The sequence below is a fragment of the Plantibacter sp. H53 genome (assembly GCF_001650455.1).
GTDB classification, from domain to species: domain Bacteria; phylum Actinomycetota; class Actinomycetes; order Actinomycetales; family Microbacteriaceae; genus Plantibacter; species Plantibacter flavus_A.
Genome location: NZ_LWCT01000008.1, coordinates 86,443 through 110,567 on the forward strand (window position 1 = coordinate 86,443; position 24,125 = coordinate 110,567).

At 69.6% G+C, this 24,125-nt stretch carries 21 protein-coding genes; 13 read left to right on the forward strand and 8 right to left on the reverse strand.

The window, feature by feature from the left end; translation table 11 throughout:
• Positions 1-15: 15 nt before the first annotated feature.
• From A4X17_RS06355 to corA, 3 genes are all read right to left on the reverse strand, one after another.
• The gene (locus tag A4X17_RS06355) at positions 16-462 is read right to left on the reverse strand and encodes a succinate dehydrogenase hydrophobic membrane anchor subunit (RefSeq protein WP_064294824.1); all 447 of its coding nucleotides are present in this window, start codon (positions 460-462) and stop codon (positions 16-18) included.
• On the reverse strand, positions 462-890 hold the full coding sequence (gene sdhC, locus A4X17_RS06360) for a succinate dehydrogenase, cytochrome b556 subunit (RefSeq protein WP_255376691.1): 429 nt from the start codon (positions 888-890) through the stop codon (positions 462-464). The genes A4X17_RS06355 and sdhC overlap by 1 nt, the downstream gene beginning before the upstream one ends.
• A 194-nt stretch (positions 891-1,084) precedes the next feature.
• Positions 1,085-2,209 carry a magnesium/cobalt transporter CorA gene (corA, locus tag A4X17_RS06365; protein WP_064294826.1) on the reverse strand — a complete coding sequence of 375 codons (1,125 nt, stop codon included), beginning with the start codon at positions 2,207-2,209 and terminating at the stop codon, positions 1,085-1,087.
• Between the two features lie 107 nt (positions 2,210-2,316).
• Between corA and A4X17_RS06370 the strand changes: the two genes are divergently transcribed.
• The gene (locus A4X17_RS06370; RefSeq protein ID WP_064294827.1) at positions 2,317-3,432 is read left to right on the forward strand and encodes a mannose-1-phosphate guanylyltransferase; all 1,116 of its coding nucleotides are present in this window, start codon (positions 2,317-2,319) and stop codon (positions 3,430-3,432) included.
• Between the two features lie 12 nt (positions 3,433-3,444).
• Positions 3,445-3,933 (forward strand): hypothetical protein, encoded by a 489-nt coding sequence (locus A4X17_RS06375; protein ID WP_064294828.1) that lies wholly within the window; start codon positions 3,445-3,447, stop codon positions 3,931-3,933.
• A gap of 40 nt (positions 3,934-3,973) precedes the next feature.
• On the opposite strand, the gene A4X17_RS06380 is transcribed toward A4X17_RS06375, so the two are convergent.
• The gene (locus A4X17_RS06380; protein ID WP_064294829.1) at positions 3,974-4,984 is read right to left on the reverse strand and encodes a hypothetical protein; all 1,011 of its coding nucleotides are present in this window, start codon (positions 4,982-4,984) and stop codon (positions 3,974-3,976) included.
• A 263-nt stretch (positions 4,985-5,247) separates the two neighbouring features.
• Here A4X17_RS06380 and A4X17_RS06385 point away from each other — a divergent pair, with 263 nt between their 5' ends.
• The 10 genes from A4X17_RS06385 (at position 5,248) to A4X17_RS06430 (ending at position 16,381) form a co-directional block, all read left to right on the forward strand.
• Positions 5,248-6,954 carry an ABC-F family ATP-binding cassette domain-containing protein gene (locus A4X17_RS06385; RefSeq protein ID WP_231884308.1) on the forward strand — a complete coding sequence of 569 codons (1,707 nt, stop codon included), beginning with the start codon at positions 5,248-5,250 and terminating at the stop codon, positions 6,952-6,954.
• A 296-nt stretch (positions 6,955-7,250) separates the two neighbouring features.
• Entirely contained in the window at positions 7,251-8,357 is a 1,107-nt protein-coding gene (locus tag A4X17_RS06390) for a BMP family protein (RefSeq protein WP_064294831.1), read from the forward strand.
• A gap of 140 nt (positions 8,358-8,497) precedes the next feature.
• Entirely contained in the window at positions 8,498-10,012 is a 1,515-nt protein-coding gene (locus A4X17_RS06395) for an ABC transporter ATP-binding protein (RefSeq protein ID WP_064294832.1), read from the forward strand.
• Positions 10,009-11,295: an ABC transporter permease gene (locus A4X17_RS06400; RefSeq protein ID WP_079002876.1), complete on the forward strand. Its 1,287-nt coding sequence runs from the start codon at positions 10,009-10,011 to the stop codon at positions 11,293-11,295. The genes A4X17_RS06395 and A4X17_RS06400 overlap by 4 nt, the downstream gene beginning before the upstream one ends.
• Positions 11,292-12,593, forward strand: a complete 1,302-nt coding sequence (locus A4X17_RS06405) for an ABC transporter permease (RefSeq protein ID WP_064294833.1) — start codon at positions 11,292-11,294, stop codon at positions 12,591-12,593. Before A4X17_RS06400 ends, A4X17_RS06405 begins: the two co-directional genes overlap by 4 nt.
• A gap of 2 nt (positions 12,594-12,595) precedes the next feature.
• Positions 12,596-13,015, forward strand: a complete 420-nt coding sequence (locus A4X17_RS06410) for a cytidine deaminase (protein WP_064294834.1) — start codon at positions 12,596-12,598, stop codon at positions 13,013-13,015.
• Entirely contained in the window at positions 13,012-14,304 is a 1,293-nt protein-coding gene (locus tag A4X17_RS06415) for a thymidine phosphorylase (RefSeq protein WP_064294835.1), read from the forward strand. The genes A4X17_RS06410 and A4X17_RS06415 overlap by 4 nt, the downstream gene beginning before the upstream one ends.
• A 62-nt stretch (positions 14,305-14,366) precedes the next feature.
• On the forward strand, positions 14,367-15,524 hold the full coding sequence (locus A4X17_RS06420; protein WP_064294836.1) for an adenosine deaminase: 1,158 nt from the start codon (positions 14,367-14,369) through the stop codon (positions 15,522-15,524).
• 120 nt (positions 15,525-15,644) lie between these two features.
• A complete protein-coding gene (locus A4X17_RS06425; RefSeq protein ID WP_064294837.1) occupies positions 15,645-16,112 on the forward strand; it encodes a PTS sugar transporter subunit IIA in 468 nt (155 codons plus the stop codon).
• The gene (locus A4X17_RS06430) at positions 16,109-16,381 is read left to right on the forward strand and encodes a PTS sugar transporter subunit IIB (protein WP_064294838.1); all 273 of its coding nucleotides are present in this window, start codon (positions 16,109-16,111) and stop codon (positions 16,379-16,381) included. The genes A4X17_RS06425 and A4X17_RS06430 overlap by 4 nt, the downstream gene beginning before the upstream one ends.
• Before the next feature lie 58 nt (positions 16,382-16,439).
• Here A4X17_RS06430 and A4X17_RS06435 read toward each other — a convergent pair whose 3' ends face one another.
• Together A4X17_RS06435 and A4X17_RS06440 are read right to left on the reverse strand one after the other, a co-directional pair.
• Positions 16,440-18,143, reverse strand: a complete 1,704-nt coding sequence (locus A4X17_RS06435) for a phospho-sugar mutase (protein ID WP_064294839.1) — start codon at positions 18,141-18,143, stop codon at positions 16,440-16,442.
• Positions 18,140-18,973 carry a purine-nucleoside phosphorylase gene (locus A4X17_RS06440; RefSeq protein WP_064294840.1) on the reverse strand — a complete coding sequence of 278 codons (834 nt, stop codon included), beginning with the start codon at positions 18,971-18,973 and terminating at the stop codon, positions 18,140-18,142. Before A4X17_RS06440 ends, A4X17_RS06435 begins: the two co-directional genes overlap by 4 nt.
• A gap of 128 nt (positions 18,974-19,101) precedes the next feature.
• On the opposite strand from A4X17_RS06440, the gene A4X17_RS06445 reads away from it, so the two are divergent.
• Positions 19,102-20,538 (forward strand): NAD(P)H-quinone dehydrogenase, encoded by a 1,437-nt coding sequence (locus A4X17_RS06445; protein WP_064294841.1) that lies wholly within the window; start codon positions 19,102-19,104, stop codon positions 20,536-20,538.
• Between the two features lie 38 nt (positions 20,539-20,576).
• Here A4X17_RS06445 and A4X17_RS06450 read toward each other — a convergent pair whose 3' ends face one another.
• Positions 20,577-22,214: a LuxR C-terminal-related transcriptional regulator gene (locus tag A4X17_RS06450; protein WP_157583357.1), complete on the reverse strand. Its 1,638-nt coding sequence runs from the start codon at positions 22,212-22,214 to the stop codon at positions 20,577-20,579.
• Positions 22,215-22,268: 54 nt separating this feature from the next.
• A complete protein-coding gene (locus tag A4X17_RS06455) occupies positions 22,269-24,029 on the reverse strand; it encodes a biotin carboxylase N-terminal domain-containing protein (RefSeq protein WP_064294843.1) in 1,761 nt (586 codons plus the stop codon).
• Positions 24,030-24,125: the final 96 nt, after the last annotated feature.

The following is a 24,125-nucleotide window of genomic DNA, read 5'->3' on the forward strand; positions in this document are numbered from 1 at the left end:
CTCGGTCTCGGTTGCTCAGTTGGCGGGGCAGAACGACGCGAGCAGGTCTGCAGGTGCGCCGGCGGGGCACGGGTCGAAGGTGAAGACGACCAGGGTCCCGAGGATGATGAGGATGGTGACGGCGGCGAGGATCGCGACCTTGAGGACGCCGCGGATCGTGCGACCCGTGGCGTAGTCGTTGACGATGGTGCGCATGCCGTTGCCACCGTGGATCAGCGCGAGCCACAACATGGCGACGTCCCACCACTGCCAGAAGGGGTTCGAGAGCTTGCCGCCGACGAAGGCGAAGTCGATGGCCTTGATGCCGTCACCCACCATGAGGTTGACGAACAGGTGGCCGAAGATGAGGACCAGCAGGATCACGCCGGAGACGCGCATGTAGATCCAGCCCCACTTCTCCCAGTTGACGCCCTTGCGGCGCGCGGGACGGGCGGGGGTGCGGGGAGCGGCGATCGTCGTCATCAGTGGCCCATCTCGCTGAACACGTTGATCAGGTGGCGCGGCGTGAAGCCCAGCATCGTCACGACCCAGAGACCGATGACGATCCAGAACATGGGCCGCTGGTACTTGGTGCCCTTCGACCAGAAGTCGATGAGGATGATGCGGATGCCGTTGTACGCGTGGTAGGCGATGGCGGCGACGAGCGCGACCTCACCGAGCCCCATGATGGGGTTCTTGTACGTGCCGATGACCGCGTTGTACGCCTCGGGGGAGACCCGCACCAGCGCGGTGTCGAGGACGTGCACGAGGAGGAAGAAGAAGATGGCGACGCCGGTGATCCGGTGGAGCACCCACGACCACATGCCCTCACGGCCCCGGTACAGGGTGCCGGCCGGGCGTTTGGATGTCGTGGATTCCAACGGTGACGTTCGCGTGAGACTCGCGGTCACGAGGTCCTCCCTGATAGTCGCTATCTGCGGCAGATCGTTCTGCCGTGCGGGGGTTGTTGCCTGCCGTGCGTCGAATCGGCGCGCTGGACCAAGTGTAGGCGGGGGATGCGCCGTCCCGCCGCTAAGGCTGGCCTAACTGTCTCGACGTCGAGAGAGGCCGGACATCTGCGCGACGACCGGGCTACACCGGGTGTTCACAACCAGTTCCGACGTTTGAACACCTTGTAGAGGATGACGCTCGTGGTGGCCATGAGCGCGAGCGCCATCGGGTAGCCGAACCACCACGACAACTCCGGCATGTGGGTGAAGTTCATGCCGTAGATCCCCGCGATGAGACTCGGGCCGAACAGGATGGCGGCCCAGGAGGAGATCTTCTTCACTTCGTCGCCCTGCTTGAGGCTCGCCTCGGTCATCTTCGCCATCTGCTCGTTCTGGCGTTGACCGACGAGGGTGCTGTTCACGGTCAGGATGTCGCGCAACAGCTCCCGGTAGGCGTCGATCCGCTGGTTGACGCTCGTGAGGTGGTCGGCGACGTCGCGGAGGCCGCGTTGCAGTTCGTCGGCGACACCGTACTTCGCGCTGCCCTGTTCGAGCGACAGCATCACATCGCTGAGCGGGTGCGTCGCCCGCTCGAAGGCGATGACCTCGCGGGAGAGCTGGTAGATCCGGCGGGAGACCTGGGACTCGCCGACGAAGACCTGCTCCTCGATCTCGTCGATGTCGTTCGAGAGCCCGGCGACCACCGGACCGTAGCCGTCGACGACGGCGTCGATGATGGCGTACAGGATGGCCTGCGGACCGTAGGCGAGGAGTTCGTGCTCCTGCTCCATCCGCGCCCGCACGTGCGAGAGGTCGGGGGACTCGGCGTGCCGCAGCGTGATGACGAAGTTCGGGCCGACGAAGACGTGCAACTCGCCGAACTCGACGGTCTCGGTCTCGTCGACGTAGTTGGCGGCCCGGAGGACGACGAACAGGACGTCGTCGTACCGCTCGATCTTCGGCCGCTGGTGCGCGGTGATGGCGTCCTCGACGGCGAGCGGGTGGAGACCGAACTCCGCCGCCAGGACGCCGAGCTCGCCCGCGTCGGGCCGGTAGAGCCCGATCCACGCGACGCCGTCCGGGGTCTCATGGAGTGCGCGGAAGGTGTCCTCGAGCGAGGTGAGCGTCGAGCTGCGGGATCCGTGGCGGTAGATGCAGGCGTTGACGATGCTGTTGCGGCCGTCGAGGTCCGCTGCGTCCGGCGGACCGACGGGGACCGGGGGAGCCTGCTTGCTGCCGAAGGACGGGATCGGGATCCCGAGGACGTTGCGTCCAGCCATGCTCGTACCGTTCTTTCTCATGCTCGATCTGGCGCTCATCGTAAACCCGTCAGATGACGCTTCCGTGCCGTCGTCCTCAGGGTGGAGCCTGGCGGTACGCTCGGGGGATGACCACGCCCCTCGAACGCTTCTACGCAGTGATCCCGGCCGGCGGCATCGGCAGTCGTCTCTGGCCGCTCTCGCGAGCCGACGCACCCAAGTTCCTGCACGACCTCACCGGCTCCGGCAGCACGCTGTTGCGCGCGACCTGGGACCGCCTCGCGCCGATCGCCGGTGACCAGCGCATCATGGTCGTCACCGGGCGTGCGCACCGCGCGGCCGTCGAACAGCAGCTGCCCGACCTCGCCGACGCCAACGTGGTCCTCGAGAGCGAGCCGCGCGACTCGACCGCCGCGATCGGGCTCGCCGCCGCGATCCTCGTCCGCCGCGAACCCGACGTCATCGTCGGCTCGTTCGCCGCCGACCACGTGATCCGCGGCGACCGGCTGTTCCGCGCCGCGGTCGCCCAGGCCGTCACGGCCGCCGAGGAGCGCTACATCGTCACGATCGGCATCCAGCCCACGGAGCCCGCCATCGGGTTCGGTTACATCAAGAGCGCCCGCGACCTCGGCATCCGCGGAGCCGAAGGGGTCATGCTGGTCGACTCCTTCGTCGAGAAGCCCGACCTCGCCACGGCCAAGCGGTACGTCTCGAGCGGCGAGCACCTCTGGAACGCCGGGATGTTCATCTCGCGGGCCGACGTCCTGCTCGAGGAGATCGGCCGACAGAAACCCGAACTCCTGGCGGGCCTCCTCGAACTCGCCGAGGTCTGGGACGACGCGGCGGCCCGCGGACCGGTCGTCGACCGCGTCTGGCCGGCGCTCGAGAAGATCGCGATCGACTACTCCGTGGCGGAGCCCGCCGCGGCCGCCGGTCGCATGGCCGTCGTGCCGGCGCACTTCGACTGGGACGACGTGGGGGACTTCGCCTCGCTCGCCAAGCTCAACTCCGGTGGGCGCAAGTCCGACCTCGCCATCCTCGGAGAGAACGCGCGCGTGCTCTCGGACGCTTCCAGCGGCATCGTCGTCAGCCAGACCGGTCGGGTCATCAGCCTCATCGGCGTGCAGGACATCGTCGTCGTCGACACCCCGGACGCCCTGCTCGTCACCACGAGTGCCAACGCGCAGCGGGTGAAGAGCGTCGTCGACGCCCTCAAGCTGTCCGGTCGCGACGACGTCCTCTGATCGGCGACCGCGGTGACCGCGCTGCGCGAGCTGCTCCTGCAGGCGGCCGCGCGTCTCCAGGCCGCAGGCGTCCGTGACGAGGCTCTGGCGGAGGTCTACACACCCCGCGGACTCCCGCTCGTGAAGCGGGCACCCGCGCTGCGGCCGATCGGCCGGGCGTGGCGCCTCGGGGTCGTCCTGCTCTCGGCCGACGGTCGCCTCTTCACCGCGGCCGAGTCCACTCGGGCGGTGGAGCCGAAGTGGTTCAACCACCGCTCCTCTGAGGTCGAGCACCGTCGGATCGCGCAGCAGGCGGCGCACCGCGGCCCGTTCGCCGAAGGCGACGTCGTCAACTTCGAGGTCGTCGAGCTCGCGCTGGACGAGGCGTCACTCCGGGAGGGTTCGGGTCCGTTGCGCCTCGTCGACGACACGGTCATGCTCCGCTGGGCCGGGCACGACCTCGGGCTCACCCCGCTCGACGCCTACCTCGACGACCGCGTCTCACTCCTCATCGGCGAGTGACCCGTCAGTTCGCCCGAGAACGGGCGGACCGACGGGGCGATCAGATCGCGGGGCCGAACCACTCCGTGTAGAGCCGCCAGAAGTTGCGGTTGCCGTAGGCGCTGCAGGCGTCGCCCGTGCCCGAGACGTTCGCGAGGGCTGCGGGGTTCGGTTGGTACGGCGTGTAGAGGTAGAGGTTGGCCGTCGCCTGGTTGCGGATGTCGACCTGGGTGCCGCCGCAGGCCGCGTCGGGGCTGTACTGGATGTAGACCGATCCCAGGTGATACGCCCGCTGGTAGGACTCACCCGGCACGTTGAGTGGGTACAGCGTGTACTGCCGGAACTGCCATGCGGAACGGTAGACCTGGTTCTGGAACCCGAAGTAGTCCGCGTCGCAGCTCGCGCTGAAGTTCGGGCCGGTGTCGGGGCAGCCCCAGCCCATGGCGCGCGCGTAGCCGTATTCGCTCGGCCCGGTGATGAGCGACTGCTCCTTCTGCATGAGGACGAGCAGCACCTTGGGGTTGATCCCGCACGCGTGGGCGACCTTCGCGACGATCCTCGCCGCCGACTCGTTCACGGCACCGCGGTAGGCCTCGCAGTGTCCGGGCTCGGCCGCCGGGACGGACTCGGTGCTGGCACGGAAGTCCGCCAGGCACGGCACGCCGTCTTTCGGGGTACAGGGCTGGGAAGCGAAGAACGCCTGGACGTCGGCCTCGCTCATGGCGTTCGCGTCGTAGAAGTTCGCGTCGCTGATGATCTCGCCCGGGTCGAAGTCCGTGCCGCGGACCGTGGGCTGCGCCGGCTGGGTGGGCTTGCCGGGGGCCGGCGTGGCCGGCTTCGTCGGCTTCGGGGTCGCCGTCGAGGGCGTGGTCGGCGAGGGACTCGGGGTGGGCGTCGGCGTCGTCTGCGTCCGGCTCAGCTGCGAGCTCGCAGCGGCCGCGGTCGCCGGCGTGGTCGGCAGTGCGCCGAGTGCGACGAGCGCACCGATGCCGAGCGCGGCGAGCAGCCAGGCCGCGGTCGATCGATGCGCACGGCGACGCCGCGCGGGCGAGGGGACCGACGGAGCACGCATGACGACCAGCCTAATCGGGACCGGTGACGTCCAGGGCTTGCGGCGGCCGACAACCGACGGATAGCCTGAAGGCACTGTGAAGAACTGAGCGAATCGACGTCCCGCGCCTGCGGCAGACCATCACGAACGTGATGTGCCCGGCGGGAATCCATCGAGGTACGCCAGACGCTTCCAGGTCCGCCCAGGAGTTCGAGCCCAGCGCTCGCTCCCGACGTGTCGGACGACGACCGTACGCGGCGTGCCCCATCTCGAAAGGGGCCTCCATGCGAGCACCCATGACCCACGCGACACCAGTCCACCGCCGCACCGCTTCGAGGTTCGGGCGATCCATCGACATCCAGCAGCTCCGCGCCGACGGCGTCACCCGCTCCTACAGCGACCGCGTCGTGTTGCGCGACGTCGACCTCGTCGTGTCGGCCGGAGACCGTCTCGGCCTGATTGGCGAGAACGGCGCGGGGAAGTCCACGCTGCTGCGCATCCTCGCCGGGATCGACGAGCCGGACGACGGCGAGGCCGTCCGCCCGGTGCGCACCGGCATCCTCATGCAGGAACTCGAACTCCCGGGGGACACGACGGTCGGCGAGCTGCTGGAGCAGGCGCTCGGCGAGGTCCGCGCCGTCGAGCGGGAGCTCGAGACGTCGGCGGCGTCACTCGGTGAGCGGGGTACCGCCGGTGACGGTTCCGCCGAGCAGCGGTACGCCGCCGCGCTCGATGCGGCGGAACGCGCGGACGTCTGGACGGCGGACGCCCGGTTGGACGCGGTCGTCGACGGCCTCGGCATCGCCGCGATCGAACGGTCGCGACGACTCGGTGAGGTGAGCGGAGGACAGCGATCCCGCTTCGCGCTCGCCGCGCTCCTCGTCGCCAGACCGACCGCACTGCTGCTCGACGAGCCGACCAACCATCTGGACGACGAGGCGGTCGCCTTCCTCCGCTCCCACCTGTCGGAGTGGCCGGGGCCGGTGCTCTTCGCGAGCCACGACCGTGCCTTCCTCGACGAGGTGGCGACGGGGCTCGTCGACATCGATCCGTCCCGACCGGTCCCCGTCGGCGAGGCGTCCGGCGTCGTGGAGTTCGGCGGGCCGTTCAGTGGGTATCTCGGCTGGAAGGCCGCAGAACGCGACCGGTGGTCGACGCGTTACGAGGAGGAGCAGGCCGAGCTGCGACGGCTCGCGTCCGCGGTGCACGACGTGGCCCCGCGGATCAACCACGATCGGGGCATCCGCGACAACAACCGGATGGCGTTCGGCATGCGAGGCGACCGCGTCGAGCAGCAGATCAGTCGGCGGGTGCGGAACGCGCAGCTCAGACTCGAGGTCCTCGAGCGCGAGCAGGTGCGGCGCCCGCCTCGCCAACTCTCGTTCGCAGGGATCCCGAGCGGCTCGACGGTCCTCGACGAGGGGGAGCAGCTGCTCGACCTCGCCGACGCCCGCGTCGACGGCCGGCTGCACCTCGAACGCCTGCAGCTGGCGCCCCGGTCGCGCTTGCTGGTCACCGGGGCGAACGGTTCGGGGAAGTCGACGCTCCTGTCGGTGCTCGCCGGTTCGCTGCGTCTCGATGCGGGGACCCTCCTCCGGCGGAAGGGGCTCCGGGTGGGGCTCCTCGAGCAGGACGTCGCGTTCCCGGAGGCGGATCGATCACCTCGGGAGGTCTACGACCGGACGCTCGGCGAGGCGCGTGCAGCGCGGACCCCGCTCGCGGGTCTCGGGCTCCTGGCGCTTCGCGATCTCGACCGTCCGATCGGTCGGCTCTCCGTCGGGCAGCAGCGCCGTCTGGCCTTGGCGCTCATCATCGCGAGGCCTCCGCATCTGTTCCTCCTGGACGAGCCGACGAACCACCTGTCGCTCGCGCTCGCGACGGAGCTCGAGGACGCGCTGGGCGATTACCCGGGTGCGGTCGTCATCGCGAGCCACGACCGGTGGCTCCGTCGGCGCTGGACCGGCGACACCCTGATGCTGGACCGCCGCTGACCGGGATCCCGGTCGGTCCTGCCTGGGCACCGAGCCGCGCTCGGTGCCCAGGTCGGAACTGCAGCTACCCGGAGCGCAAGGCGCCCGTCGACGGGGTCGCTCCGCGCTCACGTGCGCAGGAGCGCGGTCCGGTGATGCGCGTCTGCGCATCGCCGTGTTTCCGGCGGATGACGCCGGTGCCACCGTTCTGTAACGCTTCGGTCGCGAAGCCGGGATCGTCCGTCCGGCAGTCGTCGCATTGGGTAACGTAACCCCATACGCCCCGTGACCCGCGGGGCTGCATCTTGGAGGCTACCTTGGCAATCTCAACTCGGAAGGCCGCTGCGGGCGCAATCGCCGGCGTCGGTCTCATGGCACTGCTCGCCGGCTGCGCATCGGCTCCCAGCACCGGCGACGGCGACTCGACCGGTGCCGCATCCGACTTCCTCCCGTGCATGGTCTCCGACGCCGGTGGCTTCACCGACAAGTCGTTCAACCAGCTCGGCTACGAGGGTCTGACCGAGGCGGCGAAGGAGCTCGGCGTCGAGCCCATCACCGTCCAGTCCGACAAGGCCGACGACTACAAGCCGAACCTGCAGAGCCTGGCCGACCAGGGCTGCTCGCTCATCGTCAGCGTCGGCTTCGCCCTTTCCGCCGACACCGTCACGGCCGCACTCGCGAACCCCGACATCGACTACGCGATCATCGACGACGCCGCCGACAACGACTTCGACGGCAAGGTCGACGCCCCGAACATCAAGCCGATCCTGTTCGACACTGTCCAGGCCGCCTTCCTCGCCGGCTACGCAGCGGCCGACTACTCGAAGACCGGCGTCGTCGGCACCTTCGGCGGCCAGCCCTTCCCGTCCGTCCAGATCTTCATGGACGGCTTCGCCGAGGGCGTCGCGTACTACAACGAGCAGAAGGGCAAGAGCGTCCAGGTCGTCGGTTGGGACGTCGCCGCTCAGACCGGTTCGTTCACCGGTGGCTTCGAGGCCAACGACACCGCGAAGCAGCTCGCCCGCACGCTCATCGACCAGAACGCCGATGTGCTCATGCCCGTCGGTGGCCCGATCTTCCTGAGCGCGATCGCCGAGATCCAGGAGACCGGTAAGGACATCGCGATGGTCGGTGTCGACGCCGACCTGTTCGTCACGAACGCGGACACCGGCAACCTCTTCCTCACCTCCGTCCTGAAGGACATGAAGGCCGGCGTCGGCGACGTCGTGACCGAGGCGGGTGGCGGCAAGTTCGACGCCGCCGCGTACATCGGCACCCTCGAGAACGAGGGCGTCGGCATCGCGCCGTTCCACGACTTCGAGTCCAAGGTCTCCCCGACCCTGGCCGACGAACTCGACACGATCAAGCAGGGGATCATCGACGGTTCCATCAAGGCGACCTCGGTCTCCTCGCCCGTCAAGTAGTCCCTCTTCACCCGGGCCATCGCCCGGGACTCCGGGGGGAGGTCGCGATCCGCGACCTCCCCCCGCTTTGTCCGCGGCACGGTCGGACGGCGATCCCGACCGCCTGTGCCGACATCCGACACGTGACTAGATTGGGACCCATGAAGCTCGAGCTCCGCGGCATCACCAAACGGTTCGGCGCACTCACCGCCAACGACCACATCGACCTCACCGTCGAACCGGGGGAGATCCACTGTCTCCTCGGCGAGAACGGTGCCGGCAAGTCCACCCTCATGAACGTCCTGTACGGCCTGTATCAGGCCGACGAGGGCGAGATCCTCCTGGACGACGTCGTCCAGCACTTCCAGGGCCCTGGCGACGCCATGGGCGCAGGCATCGGCATGGTGCACCAGCACTTCATGCTCATCCCCGTCTTCACCGTCGCCGAGAACGTCATGCTCGGCCACGAGCAGACCAAGGGCGGTGGCCGCCTCGACGTCGCCGCGGCCCGCAAGCTCGTCATCGACATCTCCGAGCGGTTCGGCTTCAGCCTCGATCCGGACGCCATCGTCGGCGACCTCCCGGTCGGGGTGCAGCAGCGCGTCGAGATCGTCAAGGCGCTGTCCCGCAACGCCAACGTCCTCGTCTTCGACGAGCCCACCGCCGTGCTCACGCCGCAGGAGACGGACGAGCTCATGGCGATCATGAAGCAGCTCAAGGAGGAGGGGACGTCCATCGTCTTCATCACCCACAAGCTGCGCGAGGTCCGCGAAGTCGCCGACCGCATCACCGTCATCCGCCTCGGCAAGGTCGTCGGCGAGGCCTCGCCCACCGCGACGAACGCCGAGCTGGCGTCCCTCATGGTCGGGCGTCCCGTCGAACTCACGGTCCATAAGGAGGCGCCGAACCTCGGCGACACCACCTTCACCGTGCAGGACCTGTCCGTCGTCGACCACCTCGGCCAGCTCGTCGTCAACGGCGTCAGCTTCGAGGTGCGCGAGGGCGAGGTGCTCGCCATCGCCGGCGTGCAGGGCAACGGACAGACCGAGCTCACCGAGGCGATCCTCGGGCTGCAGCCGCACACCAAGGGCAGCATCAAGCTCGACGGCGTCGAACTCGTCGGGTCCACCCCACGGAAGGTGCTCGACGCCGGCGTCGGGTTCGTGCCCGAGGACCGGTCCGAGGACGGGCTCGTCAAACAGTTCACCATCGCCGAGAACCTCATGCTGGACCGATCGACCGGTGCGCCCTTCGTGAAGGGCGGCAACGTCCAGCGCGGGTTCCGCGACGAGTTCGCCCGCGAGAAGTCGCAGGAGTTCGACGTCCGGTCGCAGGGCATCGAATCGCCGGCAGGCTCCCTGTCCGGCGGCAACCAGCAGAAGGTCGTCCTCGCCCGTGAGCTCAGCCGTGAGCTGCGGCTGTTCGTCGCCGCACAGCCGACCCGCGGCATCGACGTCGGCTCGATCGAGTTCGTGCACAAGCGCATCGTCGCCACGCGCGACGCAGGCATCCCCGTCATCGTCGTGTCGACCGAGCTCGACGAGGTCGTCGCGCTCGCCGACCGCATCGCCGTCATGTACCGCGGCGGTATCGTCGGGATCGTCCCGGCATCGACCCCCAGAGAGGTCCTCGGCCTCATGATGGCCGGCGAACTCCCGGCAGGAGCAGCAGCATGAGCGAGACGTCCCACACCCCGCCCGGAACGGTCCAGCCGGTGGCACCGGGTGAGGCGAAGCCCGACACGACCCAGCCGCGCTCGAACAAGGTGCTCGCCGAGATCCTCAACTCGAGCATCGTCATCTCGATCCTCGCCGTCGTCCTGGCGATGGTCGTCGGTGCGATCCTCATCGCGCTGACCGATCCGAAGGTCCACACCGCCGCCGGGTACTTCTTCGCGCGCCCGGGTGACACCATCGCGGCGGTCTGGCAGTCGGCGACCGGTGCGTACGGCGCGCTCTTCCAGGGGTCGATCTACAACTTCAAGCGCCCGGACTTCCTGAACGGCATCCGCCCGCTGACGGAGACGCTGACCTTCGCGACCCCGCTGATCCTCGCCGGACTCGGTGTCGGCCTGGCGTTCCGGGTCGGCATGTTCAACATCGGTGGGCGTGGTCAGATGCTCATCGCCGCCGCCTGCGCCGGATGGGTCGGCTTCACGCTCGACCTCCCGCCCGTGGTGCACCTGCTCGTCGCGATCGCCGCCGGCATCATCGGTGGCGCGTTCTGGGGCGGCATCGTCGGTGTCCTGAAGGCCCGCACCGGTGCGCACGAGGTGATCATCACGATCATGCTCAACTACGTCGCGTTCTACCTCATCACCTTCATGCTCTCCACGCAGGGGCTGTTGCAGGCTCCCGGCTCGAACGTGCCGAAGAGCGCTGCGATGGCACCGAACGCGGTGCTGCCAAAGCTCCTCGGTGACCGCTACAACCTGCACGCCGGCTTCCTCATCGCGATCCTCGCGGTCGTGTTCGTGTGGTGGTTGTTCAGCCGGTCGTCGATCGGGTTCCGCTTCCGAGCGGTCGGTGAGAACCCGAACGCCGCGCGCGTCGCGGGTATCGACGTGAAGAACACCTACGTGTACGCCATGCTGCTCTCCGGCGGACTGATCGGTCTCGCCGGCGTCTCGCAGGTGCTCGGAACGGTGACCTCCGGGTTCGACAACGGCATCGACGCCGGCATCGGCTTCGACGCCATCACCGTCGCGCTGCTCGGACGCAGCCGGCCGGGCGGCATCCTCATCGCCGGCATCCTGTTCGGTGCACTCAAGGCCGGCGGGTACTCCATGCAGGCCACCCAGGGCGTGAACGTGCCGATCGACATCGTGCTCGTCCTCCAGGCGCTCATCGTGCTGTTCATCGCGGCTCCGCCGCTCGTGCGGGCGATCTTCTTCCTGCCGAAGCCCGACGGTTCGACGCGCCGAACGCGTCGCTCCGCCAAGAAGGAGGTGTCCGCATGAGTGGATTCACGCTCGACAAGCAGACGCCGCAGCCGGCTCCCGACGCCCCGATCGTCCTCGAGACGGTCGTCGTCCGCAGCTGGAAGGCTCCGATCGCGTTCGGGATCTTCACCGTCATCGCGTTCCTGTTGTTCGTCATCTGGCACCGCGACGGCAACAGCACGTTCCGGCTCTCCAGTGACGGCGACGTCATCCAACTGCCGACGGTCGTGCTCCCGTCCACGGTCACCGGCATCGTCGTCACGATCCTCCTGGCCGCCATCGCGGCGCTGAGCGCGTACCTCGTCACCACGGGCAAGAAGATCCCGCTCTGGCTCATCACCGTGTTCGGGGTGCTGTTCATGGTCGGGTTCCTGTCGTGGGCCGCCGCGGGCAAGGCGATCCCGATCACCGGGCTCCTGCTCGGCACGGTCGCGCTGAGCGTCCCGCTCATCTTCGGCGCGCTCGGCGGCGTCATCTCCGAGCGGGTCGGCGTCGTGAACATCGCGATCGAGGGACAGCTGCTCGCCGGCGCGTTCTCGTCCGCCTTCGTCGCCTCGGTGACGGGGAACGCCTTCCTCGGGCTCGTCGCGGCGATGATCGCCGGGACGCTCGTGAGCTTCCTGCTCGCGGCGTTCTCGATCAAGTACCTCGTCGACCAGGTCATCGTCGGTGTCGTGCTCAACGTCCTCGTCGTCGGCTTGACGAGCTTCCTGTACTCGCAGGTGCTCACGAAGAACGAGGCGCTCTTCAACAGCCCGCCGAAGTTCCCCCGGATCAACATCCCGATCCTCAGCGAGATCCCGCTCATCGGACCCGTGCTGTTCCGCCAGACGATCATCATCTACCTGATGTACATCGCCGTGGCCGTGGTGTTCTTCTGCCTGTTCTACACGCGCTGGGGCCTCCGCCTGCGCGCCGTGGGTGAGCACCCGCAGGCGGCCGACACCGTGGGCATCAACGTGAACCGGACGCGCTTCTGGAACGTCGCGCTCGCGGGCGCGATCGTCGGCCTCGGCGGGGCCTACTTCACCCTGGGCTCGGTCGGTGCGTTCAACAAGGAGATGACGGCGGGTGCCGGCTACATCGCACTCGCGGCGGTCATCTTCGGACGTTGGGACCCGCTCAAGGCGACCCTCGCCGCGCTGCTGTTCGGCTTCACGCAGAACCTCCAGTTCGCGCTGAGCGCCATCGGCTCCCCGGTGCCGAGCGCGTTCATGCTCATGCTGCCGTACGTCGTGACGATCTTCGCGGTCGCCGGACTCGTCGGCATCTCCCGCGGACCGGCGGCCGCCGGCAAGCCCTACGTGAAGGGCTGACCGTGAGCGACACGACGACCACGCCACCCGTCGACTGGGAGGCGCTGCACACCGCGGCCCGGGAGGCGATGGGTCACGCCTACGTGCCCTACAGCCGTTTCCCGGTCGGCGCGGCCGCCCTCGTGGACGACGGCCGGATCATCTCCGGCTGCAACGTCGAGAACGCCAGCTACGGCCTGACGCTGTGCGCTGAGTGCGCGCTCGTCTCCGCGCTCCACATGTCGGGCGGAGGACGCCTCGTGGCGTTCGCCTGCGTCGACGGCAAGGGCGAACGCCTCATGCCGTGCGGCCGTTGCCGACAGCTGCTGTACGAACACTCGACGGCGGGCATGCTGCTCGACACCGTCTCCGGCATCCGCACCATCGACGAGGTCCTGCCGGACGCTTTCGGACCACGTCAACTCGAGGAGTACCACGCATGAGTTCCGTAGAAGCATTCGACGTCGTCGACCTCATCCGCACGAAGCGCGACCGCGGTGAGCTGTCGACGCCGCAGATCGACTGGCTGATCGACGCCTTCACCCGGGGCTACGTCGCCGACGAGCAGATGTCGGCGCTGGCGATGGCGATCCTGCTGAACGGCATGGAGCGGCGCGAGATCCGCGACCTCACGATGGCGATGATCGCGAGCGGTGAGCGGATGAGCTTCGCGTCGCTCGACAAGCCGACCTCGGACAAGCACTCGACCGGCGGCGTGGGCGACAAGATCACCCTGCCGCTCGCCCCGCTCGTCGCCGTGTTCGGCGTCGCGGTGCCGCAGCTGTCGGGCCGCGGGCTCGGGCACACGGGTGGGACGATCGACAAGCTCGAGAGCATCCCGGGATGGCGCGCGGCGCTGACGAACGACGAGATGATGGCGCAGCTGGCGGACGTCGGCGCGGTCATCTGCGCCGCCGGTTCCGGTCTCGCCCCGGCGGACAAGCGCCTGTACGCCCTGCGCGACACGACGGGCACGGTCGAGGCGATCCCGCTCATCGCGTCGAGCATCATGTCGAAGAAGATCGCCGAAGGCACCGGGGCGCTCGTCCTCGACGTCAAGTTCGGCTCCGGCGCCTTCATGCAGGACTACGAGCGCGCCGAGGAACTGGCGCGCACGATGGTCGCGCTCGGGACGGACGCCGGTGTGGCGACGACCGCGCTGTTGACGGACATGAACGTCCCGCTCGGCCTCGCGATCGGCAACGCGAACGAGGTCCGCGAGTCCGTCGAGGTCCTGGCGGGCGGTGGTCCGGCGGACGTCGTCGAGTTGACCCTCGCCCTCGCGCGGGAGATGCTGACCCTCGCCGGGCAGCCGGACGCGGACGTCGAGGGCGCCCTCGCGGACGGTCGGGCCATGGACGTCTGGAAGCGCATGATCCGCGCACAGGACGGCGACCCGGACGCACCGCTGCCGGTCGCCAAGGAGACGCACGTCGTCACGGCGTCGCGCGACGGCGTGCTGGCGACGCAGGAGGCACTGCCGTTCGGCATCGCGGCCTGGCGCCTCGGTGCCGGTCGGGCCAGGCAGCAGGACCCGGTCATCCACGCGGCGGGCATCGACCTGCACGCGAAGCCGGGTGACGAGGTCCGGGCCGGACAGCCGCTCTTCACGCTGAGCGCCGACGATGCCGCCCGCTTCCCGCGGGCGCTCGAGGCGCTCGAGGGTGCCTACACGATCGAGGACACCGCGCCGCCGCGCGGCCCCATCGTCCGGGCCCGCATCGAGGCCTGACGGCCGCAGACGCTCAGTCCGTCGCCCGGTCCTCGAGGCGACGGACTGAGCCATGTCGCAGGATGCGCGTGAGCGGTACAGTGAACCCCGTGACCTCTGCAGACGAATCCCCCCTCTCCGGCGTCGACCTCCGCGCGCTCCCGAAGATCTCGCTCCACGACCACCTCGACGGTGGTGTGCGGCCGGCCACGATCATCGAGCTGGCCGAGGCCATCGGTGTCGACGTCCCCGTGTCGGACCCCGACGGCCTGGCCGACTGGTTCTACACGCAGTGCAACGCCGGTTCGCTCGTCGAGTACCTCAAGACCTTCGATCTCAGCACCGCGGTCATGCAGACCGAGGAGGGGCTCGTCCGCATCGCGCGCGAGTTCGTTCAGGACCTCGCTGCGGACGGCGTCATCTACGGCGAGGTGCGCTGGGCTCCTGAGCAGCACCTCACCCGCGGCCTCAGCCTCGACGCGGTCGTCGAGGCCGTCCAGGAGGGTATCGAGCTCGGTGTCAAGGACGCGGCCCACTCCGGCTCCGACATCCAGATCGGTCAGCTCGTCACGGCCATGCGGCACGCCGACCGTGCGCTCGAGATCGCTGAGCTCGCCGTGCGTCATCGCGAGCGCGGCGTGGTCGGGTTCGACATCGCCGGCGCCGAGGCGGGTTTCCCCGCCAGCAAGCACCGCCTGGCGTTCGACTACCTCGCGGCCGAGCTGTTCCCGGTGACCGTCCACGCGGGAGAGGCCGACGGCATCGAGTCGATCCGGAGCGCCCTGCTCGACGGCCGTGCGTTGCGACTCGGCCACGGTGTCCGCATCGCCGAGGACATCTTCATCGAGCGCGACGACGCCGAGTCCCTCTACGCCACGCTCGGTCCCGTCGCGGAGTGGGTCCGCGACCGCAAGATCCCGTTGGAGCTCAGCCCGCAGTCGAACCTGCAGACCGGAGCCATCGCGGCCTGGGGCGAGGAGCTCGAGGACCACCCGTTCGACCTGCTCTACCAGCTCGACTTCGCCGTCACGGTCAACGTCGACAACCGCACCATGAGCGACACGAGCCTGACGAAGGAGCTCGCGCTCCTCTCCGAGGCGTTCGACTACGACCTGACCGACCTGGAGACCTTCCAGCTGAACGCCGCCGCCGCGACGTTCCAGCCGTTGGAGATCCGCGAGGCCTTGGCGGACCGCATCTCGGAAGCGTTCGACGAGTTCCTCGACGACGACGAGGACTGACGATGTCGGCAGGTGCTGTTCCGGCGACCGCCTGGGCGGCACCTGCGCGGCAGGCTTCCAGCCTCGGAGCGTTACGATGGTTCCGATCCACTCGGGTCGACCGATCCTCTGATTGAAGCGATGCCACTCCCAGAACTGTCCGAAGCCAGCGTCGCGCTCCACGTCGATGCCGACGACTGGCGCGAGGCGATCCGCGTAGCCGGAGCGCTGCTGTCCGACACCCGCGCGACCGACGTCGCGTACACGCAACGGATGATCGACGTCGTCGAGGAATTCGGCGCGTACGTCGTGATCGCGCCGGGCCTGGCGCTCGCGCACGCCCGACCGGGCGCCGACGTCCACGAGGACGCCCTCGTCGTCGCGACCCTCGCTGCTCCGGTCCGGTTCGGCCACCCCCACAACGACCCCGTCTCGGTGGTCCTCGGCCTCGCGGTCACCACCGCTGAGTCACACGTGGGTTGGGTGGCGGAGATCGCCAACGTCTTCAACGACGAGACCGCCATCCCGCGGCTCGCTGCGGCCACGACGCTCGACGAGGTGCGAGCCGTGTTCGGTGCGTCACCGCTGTCCGGCGGGGGCCAGGCATGAAGATCGTCGCCGTCTGCGGTTCGGGAGTCGGCTCCTCGGCCATCCTCAAGCTCAACGCCGAACGCGCGCTCGAACGCCTCGACCTCGAGGCCGACGTCGTCGCCGGCGACATCGAGAGCCTCGGCACCACCGCGGCCGACGCCCAGGTGATCCTGACCTCGCCGGAGCTCGTCGAGCGCATCGGCAAGACCTTCGCCGACATCGTCGTCATCGACAACTACTTCGACCTCGCCGAACTCACCGAGAAGCTCGAACGCGCCATCGGCTGAGTGGTGTGCGCCCCGGTCTCCGGGCCGCACACCACCGGGCGCCGAGCCCGTCGAGGGGCTAGGAGACGAGCGCCGTGAGGTCCGTCCGCAGAGCGGCGAGCCGTGCGGTGACCGTGGCCGCCCGCTCGGCGGCGTCGCCGTCGGCGGACTGGACGTCGACGTACACCTTGAGCTTCGGCTCCGTGCCGCTCGGCCGGATCATGACCCTGGTGCCGTCGTCGAGCCAGACGCGCAGGACGTCGCTCGGCGGGAGCGCCTCGAACCCGTCGGCGAGGTCGTCGATCCGGGTCACCCGAGCTCCCGCGAGCTCCGTCGGCGGGAGCGCCCGCAGCCCGGCCATGACCTCGCCGATGCGGCTGAGTTCGGTGTAGCGGATGGAGATCTGGTCGCTGCCGAAGGAACCGAAGGTGTCCGCGAACCGGTCGAGGAGCCCCGCGACGCTCTCGCCCGCCTGCGCCGACGCCGTCGCGAGACCGAGGAACGCGACGGCGGCCGAGATGCCGTCCTTGTCGCGCACGGTCCCGGGGTTCACGAGGTAGCCGAGGGCCTCCTCGAAGCCGAAGAGCATGCCCGGCGTCCGGGAGATCCACTTGAACCCGGTGAGCGTCTCGCGGAACTCGAGGCCGTGCGCCTCGGCGACGAGGCGTAGGGCGGGGGAGGAGACGATCGAGCACGCGAGCGTGCCCTCGGGAGCCGCATCGCCGTCGAGTGCGGCACTGGCGGCCTGGGCGGCCCGCCAGCCGAGGAGGAGACCGACCTCGTTGCCGGTGAGCCGACGGAACCCCGAGGGGGCCGCGTCGTCGGGGATCGCGATCGCCAGGCGGTCGGCGTCGGGGTCGTTGGCGATGATGAGGTCGGCGCCGACTGCTCGCGCCGTCGCGAAGGACAGGTCGAGCGCGCCCGGCTCCTCCGGGTTCGGGAAGCTGACGGTCCGGAAGGTGGGATCGGGATCGATCTGCTCGGTGACGAGTTCCGGTGCCGGATACCCGGCGGTCTCGAGGACGCGTCGGGTTGTCTCCCAACCCACGCCGTGCATGGCCGTGTAGACGACGCGCAGCTGGCCGCCCGCCGTGGCGGGAGCGACGGCTGCGGTCTCGGCGACATAGGCGTCGACGACGTCCTCGCCCGCGATCTCGAACCCGTCGCTGCGCGGGAGGTCCTGGACGAGCGCCGTCTCGGCGATGCGCCCGATGTGGGCGGCGATGGCCGCGTCGGCGGGGGAGACGATCTGGGACCCGTGGTGCTCGCCGCCCAGGTACACCTTGTAGCCGTTGTCGGCGGGCGGATTGTGACTCGCGGTCACCATGACGCCGGCCGAGGCGTCGAAGAACCGCACGGCGAACGCGAGGACGGGCGTCGGCAGGAGCCGTGGCAGCAGGATGGCGCGGACGCCGGCACCGGCCATCAGCTCGGCGGTGTCGCTGGCGAACACGGCGGAGTTCTTCCGGCCGTCGTAGCCGATGACGACACTCGGCGTCACGCCTTCCGGTGCCTGCTCGAGCAGGTAGGCGGCGAGTCCGGCCGCGGCCTGCGACACGAGGACCCGGTTCATCCGGTTGGAACCGGCCTCGATGCGTCCGCGGAGCCCGGCCGTGCCGAACTGCAGACGGGTGTCGAAGCGGTCGTGCAGTTCTGCGACGGCGACGTCGTCGGACACGCGGGCGCGTTCGACGAGGCCTGCCAGTTCGGCCCGGGTCTCGTCGTCGGGATCCTGGGCGAGCCAGGCCTCGGCGGTCGCGAGCAGGCTCGTCGCCTCGCTCACAGGGCCGCGACGATCTGCGCGAGGAGCTTGCTGATCACCGGCTCGGCCGCCTGGCCGGCCTCGATGACCTCGGCATGGCTGAGCGGTGTCTGCTGGATGCCGGCGGCGAGGTTCGTGATGAGCGACATCCCGAGGACCTCCATGCCGGCCTGACGTGCGGCGATCGCCTCGAGCGCGGTGGACATACCGACGATGTGGCCGCCGATCGCCTTCGCCATCTGGACCTCGGCCGGGGTCTCGTAGTGCGGTCCGCGGAACTGCGTGTAGACGCCTTCGTCGAGGTCCGGAGCGACGCTGTGCGCGATGTCCCGCAGCCGCTTGGCGTAGAGGTCGGTGAGGTCGATGAACGTCGCGCCCTCGAGCGGCGAGTCGGCCGTGAGGTTGATGTGGTCGCTGATCAGCACCGGCGTGCCGGGCGTCCAGTGGTCCTTGATGCCGCCGGCGCCGTTCGTCAGCACCATGATGCCCGCGCCGGCCGCAGCGGCCGTCCGCACGCTGTGCACGACGCGGCGGACACCGTGGTTCTCGTAGTAGTGCGTCCGGGCGCCGATGACGAGCGCACGCTTCCCACTCGGGAGCAGGACCGAGCGCAGGGTGCCGACGTGGCCCTCGAGCGCCGGCTTCGAGAACCCGACGATCTCCGAGGCCGGGATCGTCGCCGTCGTCTCACCGATCAGGTCGGCCGCCTTGCCCCAGCCACTGCCGAGCGTGAGCGCGATGTCGTGGCGTTCCACGCCGGTCTTCTCGGCGATCTGGCCGGCGGCTTCGCGGGCGATCTCGAAGGGATCGACGTCGGACAGATCGAGTGGATTCGCAGAGGTTTCGGACATCCTCTCACTTTAGACAGGGGTGGGGCCGCCGCCCAACCGCGCCGACCCCGCTCATCCGCGCACGATCCCCACCGCCGCAGGCCCGGACGGGTTTGGTCCCGCCCCTGGTGGCGCGCGAGAATGGACGCATGGCCTACGAGTTCGAACGCAAGCAGCGAGTGGCGATCATCGGAGGCGGACCCGGCGGGTACGAGGCGGCCCTCGCCGGGGCGCAGCTCGGAGCCGACGTCACGCTCGTGGAGCGTTCGGGTGTCGGTGGAGCAGCGGTCATCACCGACGTCGTCCCGTCCAAGAGCCTCATCGCCACGGCCGACGCGGTCGGAGCCATCGGTGAGGCGGCCGACCTCGGTGTGCAGTTCTTCGTCCGCTCGGAGACCACCGGCAAGCCCAGCCGGCCCGAGGTCGCGGTGAATCTCGCCGCCGTCAACAAGCGACTGCTCGGGCTGGCCCGTCAGCAGTCCGAGGACATGCGCGCGAGCCTCATCCGCGCCGGGGTCCGCATCGTCAACGGTCAAGGCCGGCTCGACGGACCGAACGAGGTCATCGTCTCGACCGACCTGTCCGCCGGCACCGACTTCGACCGGATCGAGGCCGACACCGTCGTCGTCTCCGTCGGCGCGAGCCCGCGCCAGCTGCCCTCCGCCCTGCCGGACGGCGAGCGCATCCTCACCTGGACGCAGTTGTACAATCTCACCTCCGTCCCCGAGCACCTCATCGTCGTCGGCTCGGGCGTCACCGGCGCCGAGTTCGCCTCCGCCTACACCGCCCTCGGCTCGAAGGTCACGCTCATCTCGAGCCGCGACCAGGTGCTGCCCGGTGAGGACGCCGACGCGGCGGCGGTCATCGAGAACGTCTTCAAACGCAACGGCATGACCGTCCTCTCGAAGTCGCGGGCCGATTCCGTCACCCGCACCGAGCACGGCGTCGTGGCCACGCTCTCCGACGGCCGCACGGTCGAGGGCTCGCACTGTCTCATGGCGGTCGGTTCGGTCCCCAACACCGCCGGGATCGGCCTCGAGGAGGCCGGCGTGCAGCTGACCGATTCCGGACACATCCGCGTCAACCGGGTCGCCCGCACGAGCGTCCCCAACATCTACGCCGCCGGCGACTGCACGACCTTCCTGCCGCTCGCGTCCGTCGCGTCGATGCAGGGTCGCACCTCGATGTTGCATGCGATGGGCGACGCGGTGAACCCGACCGAGATCCGCAACGTCGCCGCGAACATCTTCACGCAGCCCGAGATCGCGACCGTCGGCTGGACCCAGAAGCAGATCGAGGACGGCATCGCCCAGGGCGAGATCTACAAACTGCCCCTCGCCCAGAACCCGCGCGCGAAGATGATGGGCATCAAGGACGGCTTCGTCAAGCTGTTCGCGCGGACCGGCAGCGGCACGGTCATCGGCGGGGTCATCGTCGCCCCGAAGGCCAGCGAGCTCATCTTCCCGCTCGCCCTCGCGGTCGAGCAGCGGCTGAACGTCGACCAGGTCGCGCGTGCCTTCACGGTCTACCCGTCACTCACCGGGTCGATCACCGACGCGGCGCGCGCCATGCACATCGTCGAATAGACGTCGTCCTCGTCGAACCGTCGCCGAGGAGCTGGACGTCACCGATCGCGGTTCGCGAGCACGATGCGCGCGACGGCGACCCGCGAGCGCACGCCCCAGGCGTGGAAGACGGCGCTGAGATGCTTCTCGACAGTCTTGCGGGAGATGCCGAGGGCCGTCGCGATCTCGTCGTTGGACAGGCCGTCCGCGACGAGTTCGGTGAGGTCCCGCTGTCGGGGCGTCAGCGGCGTGGTCGGGACGGGGACGGCGGTCAACGGCAGTGTGGCTGGGAGCCGCGAGGGGAGCTGGCGGCGGGACACGATCCCGAACGCGGCGAGCACCCGGGTGACGTGCGCGTCGACCGTGCGCGAGGAGAGCTGGAGGACGGACGCGATCTCCGCCGTCGAGTTGCCCTCGGCGGAGAGCAGGGCGACCTCGCGTTCGCGCGGCGACAGTCCGTCCCAACCGGATCCCGCGACCGGCGCGAGACGTCGACCGATCGCCTTCAGCTCCCGGGCGGCGGAGCGGGTCGCGGCGGTGTGCCCGCCGCGGACCGCCTGCTCGGCGAGCGCGGCCAACTCGCGGACGGCCTGCGTCCGGTCGGACATGGCGATCAGGGCGCGCGTCGCGAGGATCTCGCCGATCCCGGCTTCCAGCATGCGGCCGTCGGCCAACGCGCGGGTGGTCGCCGTGCGCGCGAGCGCCAGCGCCTCGGCGGGGCGCCCGCGGAGGAGTTCGAGCTTGCACTGCATGCGGAGGATGGCCGGCCCGGGGACCCTGCGGTCGACGTCGGCGGCGATGAAGCCGATGAGGCGTTCCGATTCGACGATGTCGCGGTCGAGGAACGCGCTCGAGACCAGCAGTTCGATCGCGAGGGCCCGGTCCTGGACGGACAAGCCGCTGAAGTCGTTCCCCGATGCGCTGCGGGCGAGGGCCGCGGCACCGTGGTCGTCCGCGAGGGCTGCGAGTCCGTAGCCGACGAGGAGGTAGCACGTCGTCTGGAAGGCGCCCGTGGGTTCGGGGATGGCCTGACGGACGCGGCGGGCGAGCGTCCTGGTCGCCCCCTGCTCGGCTCGGTTCCCGGCGACGAGGCACTGCACGGCCTCCGCGTACAGCGCGGTCGGTCCGCTCCCGGCCCGCTCGAACATCGCGAGCGCGGCGGCCTCGGCCTCGGCGACGCGTCCCTCGTTGAGCAGGAGGCGGGCGAGGACCCCGTCGACGAGTGTCCGGTACAAGCGGCCCGGGGTGGCGGCGATGTCGTCGGCGAACGCGTCGGCGAAGCGCCGGGCGGCGTGGATCAGGACGTTGACGACGGCACCCTCGACGAGCAGGTACCCGACGAGCCAGGCCAGGGTCGGTTCGAGGTCCCCGCCGTCGTCGACGAGGGCGTCCGCCTCCGCGAAGCACCCCTCCAGCTCCGAGCCGGACGAGCGGTCCGACCCGAGGGCCAGCCCGGCGGCTCCGAGCACGAGCAGGCGGGTCGTCCGGTCGGAGTCCGTCGATGCGGCGAGCGCGTCCACCGCATCCCGGCGACAACCCGCGAAGTCGGCGGTGGTGAACCGGGCGTAGGACAGGAGGGCGAGGACGCGGGGATCGGACGCAGCGCCGGGCTCCGCCTCGAGCAGTGCGATCGCACCGGCGGCGTCGAAGTCCGCCACACGATCCAACGCATCTTCGAGAAGGTCGGCTGCTGACACCTGCTCAGCGTATCGTCGCCGGGTCCGATACGACGCCCGAAGGCGCCGTCCGGGTCAGCTGATGGTGAGGAGCTGGTGACCCGAGGAGACCGTGGCACCGACCGTCGCGTCGATCGCGCCGACCGTGCCGTCCTTGTGCGCCGTGATGGGCTGTTCCATCTTCATCGCCTCGAGGACGACGACGAGGTCGCCTTTCACGACGACATCGCCCTCGGCGACCGCGAGCTTCACGATGGTCGCCTGCATGGGCGCCGAGACGGAGTCACCCGTCGCACCCGAGACCACTGCTGCACCCCCGCGGCGGTGCGGAGCGGGAGCGGCGACCGGCGCACCGACGTTCAGTCCCAGCTGTCCGCCCGGAAGGCTGACCTCGAGACGCTTGCCGCCGACCTCGACGACCACCGTCGAGCGGGCAGCGGGTGCCTGCTGCGCATCGATGGATCCGTCCCAGGGCTCGATGTCGTTGACGAACTCCGTCTCGATCCATCGGGTGTAGACGCCGAAGGTGCCGTCCTCCGCGGTGAACGCGGGGTCGCGGACGATCTTGCGGTGGAAGGGGATGACGGTGGGGAGGCCGGCGACCTCGAACTCGTCGAGTGCGCGACGGCTCCGTTCGAGCGCCTCCTCGCGGGTACGTCCCGTGACGATGATCTTGCCGAGGAGCGAGTCGAACGCGCCTGAGATCGTGTCGCCGGCCGTGACACCGGAGTCGAGCCGGACACCGGGGCCGCCGAAGGTCTTGAACACGTGGATCGGGCCCGGCTGTGGGAGGAAGCCGCGTCCCGGGTCCTCGCCGTTGATGCGGAACTCGAAGGAGTGGCCGCTCGGCTGCGGGTCGTCGTAGTCGAGGACGCCGCCCTCGGCGAGACGGAACTGCTCACGGACGAGGTCGATGCCGGTGACCTCCTCGGAGACCGGGTGCTCGACCTGCAGGCGGGTGTTGACCTCGAGGAAGGAGACGGTGCCGTCCTTGCCGATGAGGAACTCGCAGGTGCCGGCACCGAGGTAGCCGACCTCCTTGAGGATCGCCTTCGACGCGCGGTAGAGCTCCGCCACCTGGTCGTCCGAGAGGAAGGGCGCCGGTGCCTCTTCGACGAGTTTCTGGTGGCGACGCTGCAGCGAGCAGTCTCGGGTGGAGACGACGACCACGTTGCCGTGCGCATCGGCGAGGCACTGCGTCTCGACATGGCGCGGCTGGTCGAGGTACTTCTCGACGAAGCACTCGCCCCGGCCGAACGCTGCGATGGCCTCGCGGGTGGCCGACTCGAAGAGCTCGGCGACCTCCTCGCGCTCACGGGCGACCTTCAGGCCGCGACCGCCGCCGCCGAACGCCGCCTTGATGGCGACGGGCAGGCCGTGGACGTCGACGAAGTCGAGCACCTCCTCGGCACCCGATACGGGGTTGAGCGTGCCTGGGGCGAGCGGAGCGCCCACCTTCTCGGCCACGTGGCGGGCGGAGACCTTGTCGCCGAGCCGCTCGATGGCCTCGGGCGACGGGCCGATCCAGATCAGCCCTGCGGCCATGACGGCACGCGCGAAGTCCGCGTTCTCGGCGAGGAAGCCGTAGCCCGGGTGGACGGCGTCGGCGCCGGACCGTCGGGCGATGGACAGGAGCTTGTCGATGACGAGGTACGTCTCCGCGCTCGTCGTCCCGTCGAGGGCGTAGGCCTCGTCGGCGAGACGGGCGTGCATGGCGTCGCGATCCTGGTCGGCGTAGACGGCGACGGAGGCGATCCCGCTGTCCTTCGCGGCTCGGATGACGCGGACGGCGATCTCGCCACGGTTGGCGATGAGGACCTTGGTTATACGTGGCACAGTCCACGAGCCTACCGGGAGGCCCGGGTGAGCCTTTGGCTCACACGCACAAAAAAGTCGCAGGAACGACGTATCGCCTCTACAAGGGCTGGGATG

Coding starts and splice junctions, on each gene's coding strand:
- A4X17_RS06355 (WP_064294824.1), bottom strand. CDS start 462: ATGACGACGATCGCCGCTCCCCGCACCCCCGCCCGTCCCGCGCGCCGC.
- corA (WP_064294826.1), bottom strand. CDS start 2,209: ATGGCTGGACGCAACGTCCTCGGGATCCCGATCCCGTCCTTCGGCAGC.
- A4X17_RS06370 (WP_064294827.1), top strand. CDS start 2,317: ATGACCACGCCCCTCGAACGCTTCTACGCAGTGATCCCGGCCGGCGGC.
- A4X17_RS06380 (WP_064294829.1), bottom strand. CDS start 4,984: ATGCGTGCTCCGTCGGTCCCCTCGCCCGCGCGGCGTCGCCGTGCGCAT.
- A4X17_RS06385 (WP_231884308.1), top strand. CDS start 5,248: ATGCGAGCACCCATGACCCACGCGACACCAGTCCACCGCCGCACCGCT.
- A4X17_RS06395 (WP_064294832.1), top strand. CDS start 8,498: ATGAAGCTCGAGCTCCGCGGCATCACCAAACGGTTCGGCGCACTCACC.
- A4X17_RS06400 (WP_079002876.1), top strand. CDS start 10,009: ATGAGCGAGACGTCCCACACCCCGCCCGGAACGGTCCAGCCGGTGGCA.
- A4X17_RS06405 (WP_064294833.1), top strand. CDS start 11,292: ATGAGTGGATTCACGCTCGACAAGCAGACGCCGCAGCCGGCTCCCGAC.
- A4X17_RS06415 (WP_064294835.1), top strand. CDS start 13,012: ATGAGTTCCGTAGAAGCATTCGACGTCGTCGACCTCATCCGCACGAAG.
- A4X17_RS06420 (WP_064294836.1), top strand. CDS start 14,367: ATGCGCGTGAGCGGTACAGTGAACCCCGTGACCTCTGCAGACGAATCC.
- A4X17_RS06425 (WP_064294837.1), top strand. CDS start 15,645: ATGCCACTCCCAGAACTGTCCGAAGCCAGCGTCGCGCTCCACGTCGAT.
- A4X17_RS06430 (WP_064294838.1), top strand. CDS start 16,109: ATGAAGATCGTCGCCGTCTGCGGTTCGGGAGTCGGCTCCTCGGCCATC.
- A4X17_RS06440 (WP_064294840.1), bottom strand. CDS start 18,973: ATGTCCGAAACCTCTGCGAATCCACTCGATCTGTCCGACGTCGATCCC.
- A4X17_RS06445 (WP_064294841.1), top strand. CDS start 19,102: ATGGCCTACGAGTTCGAACGCAAGCAGCGAGTGGCGATCATCGGAGGC.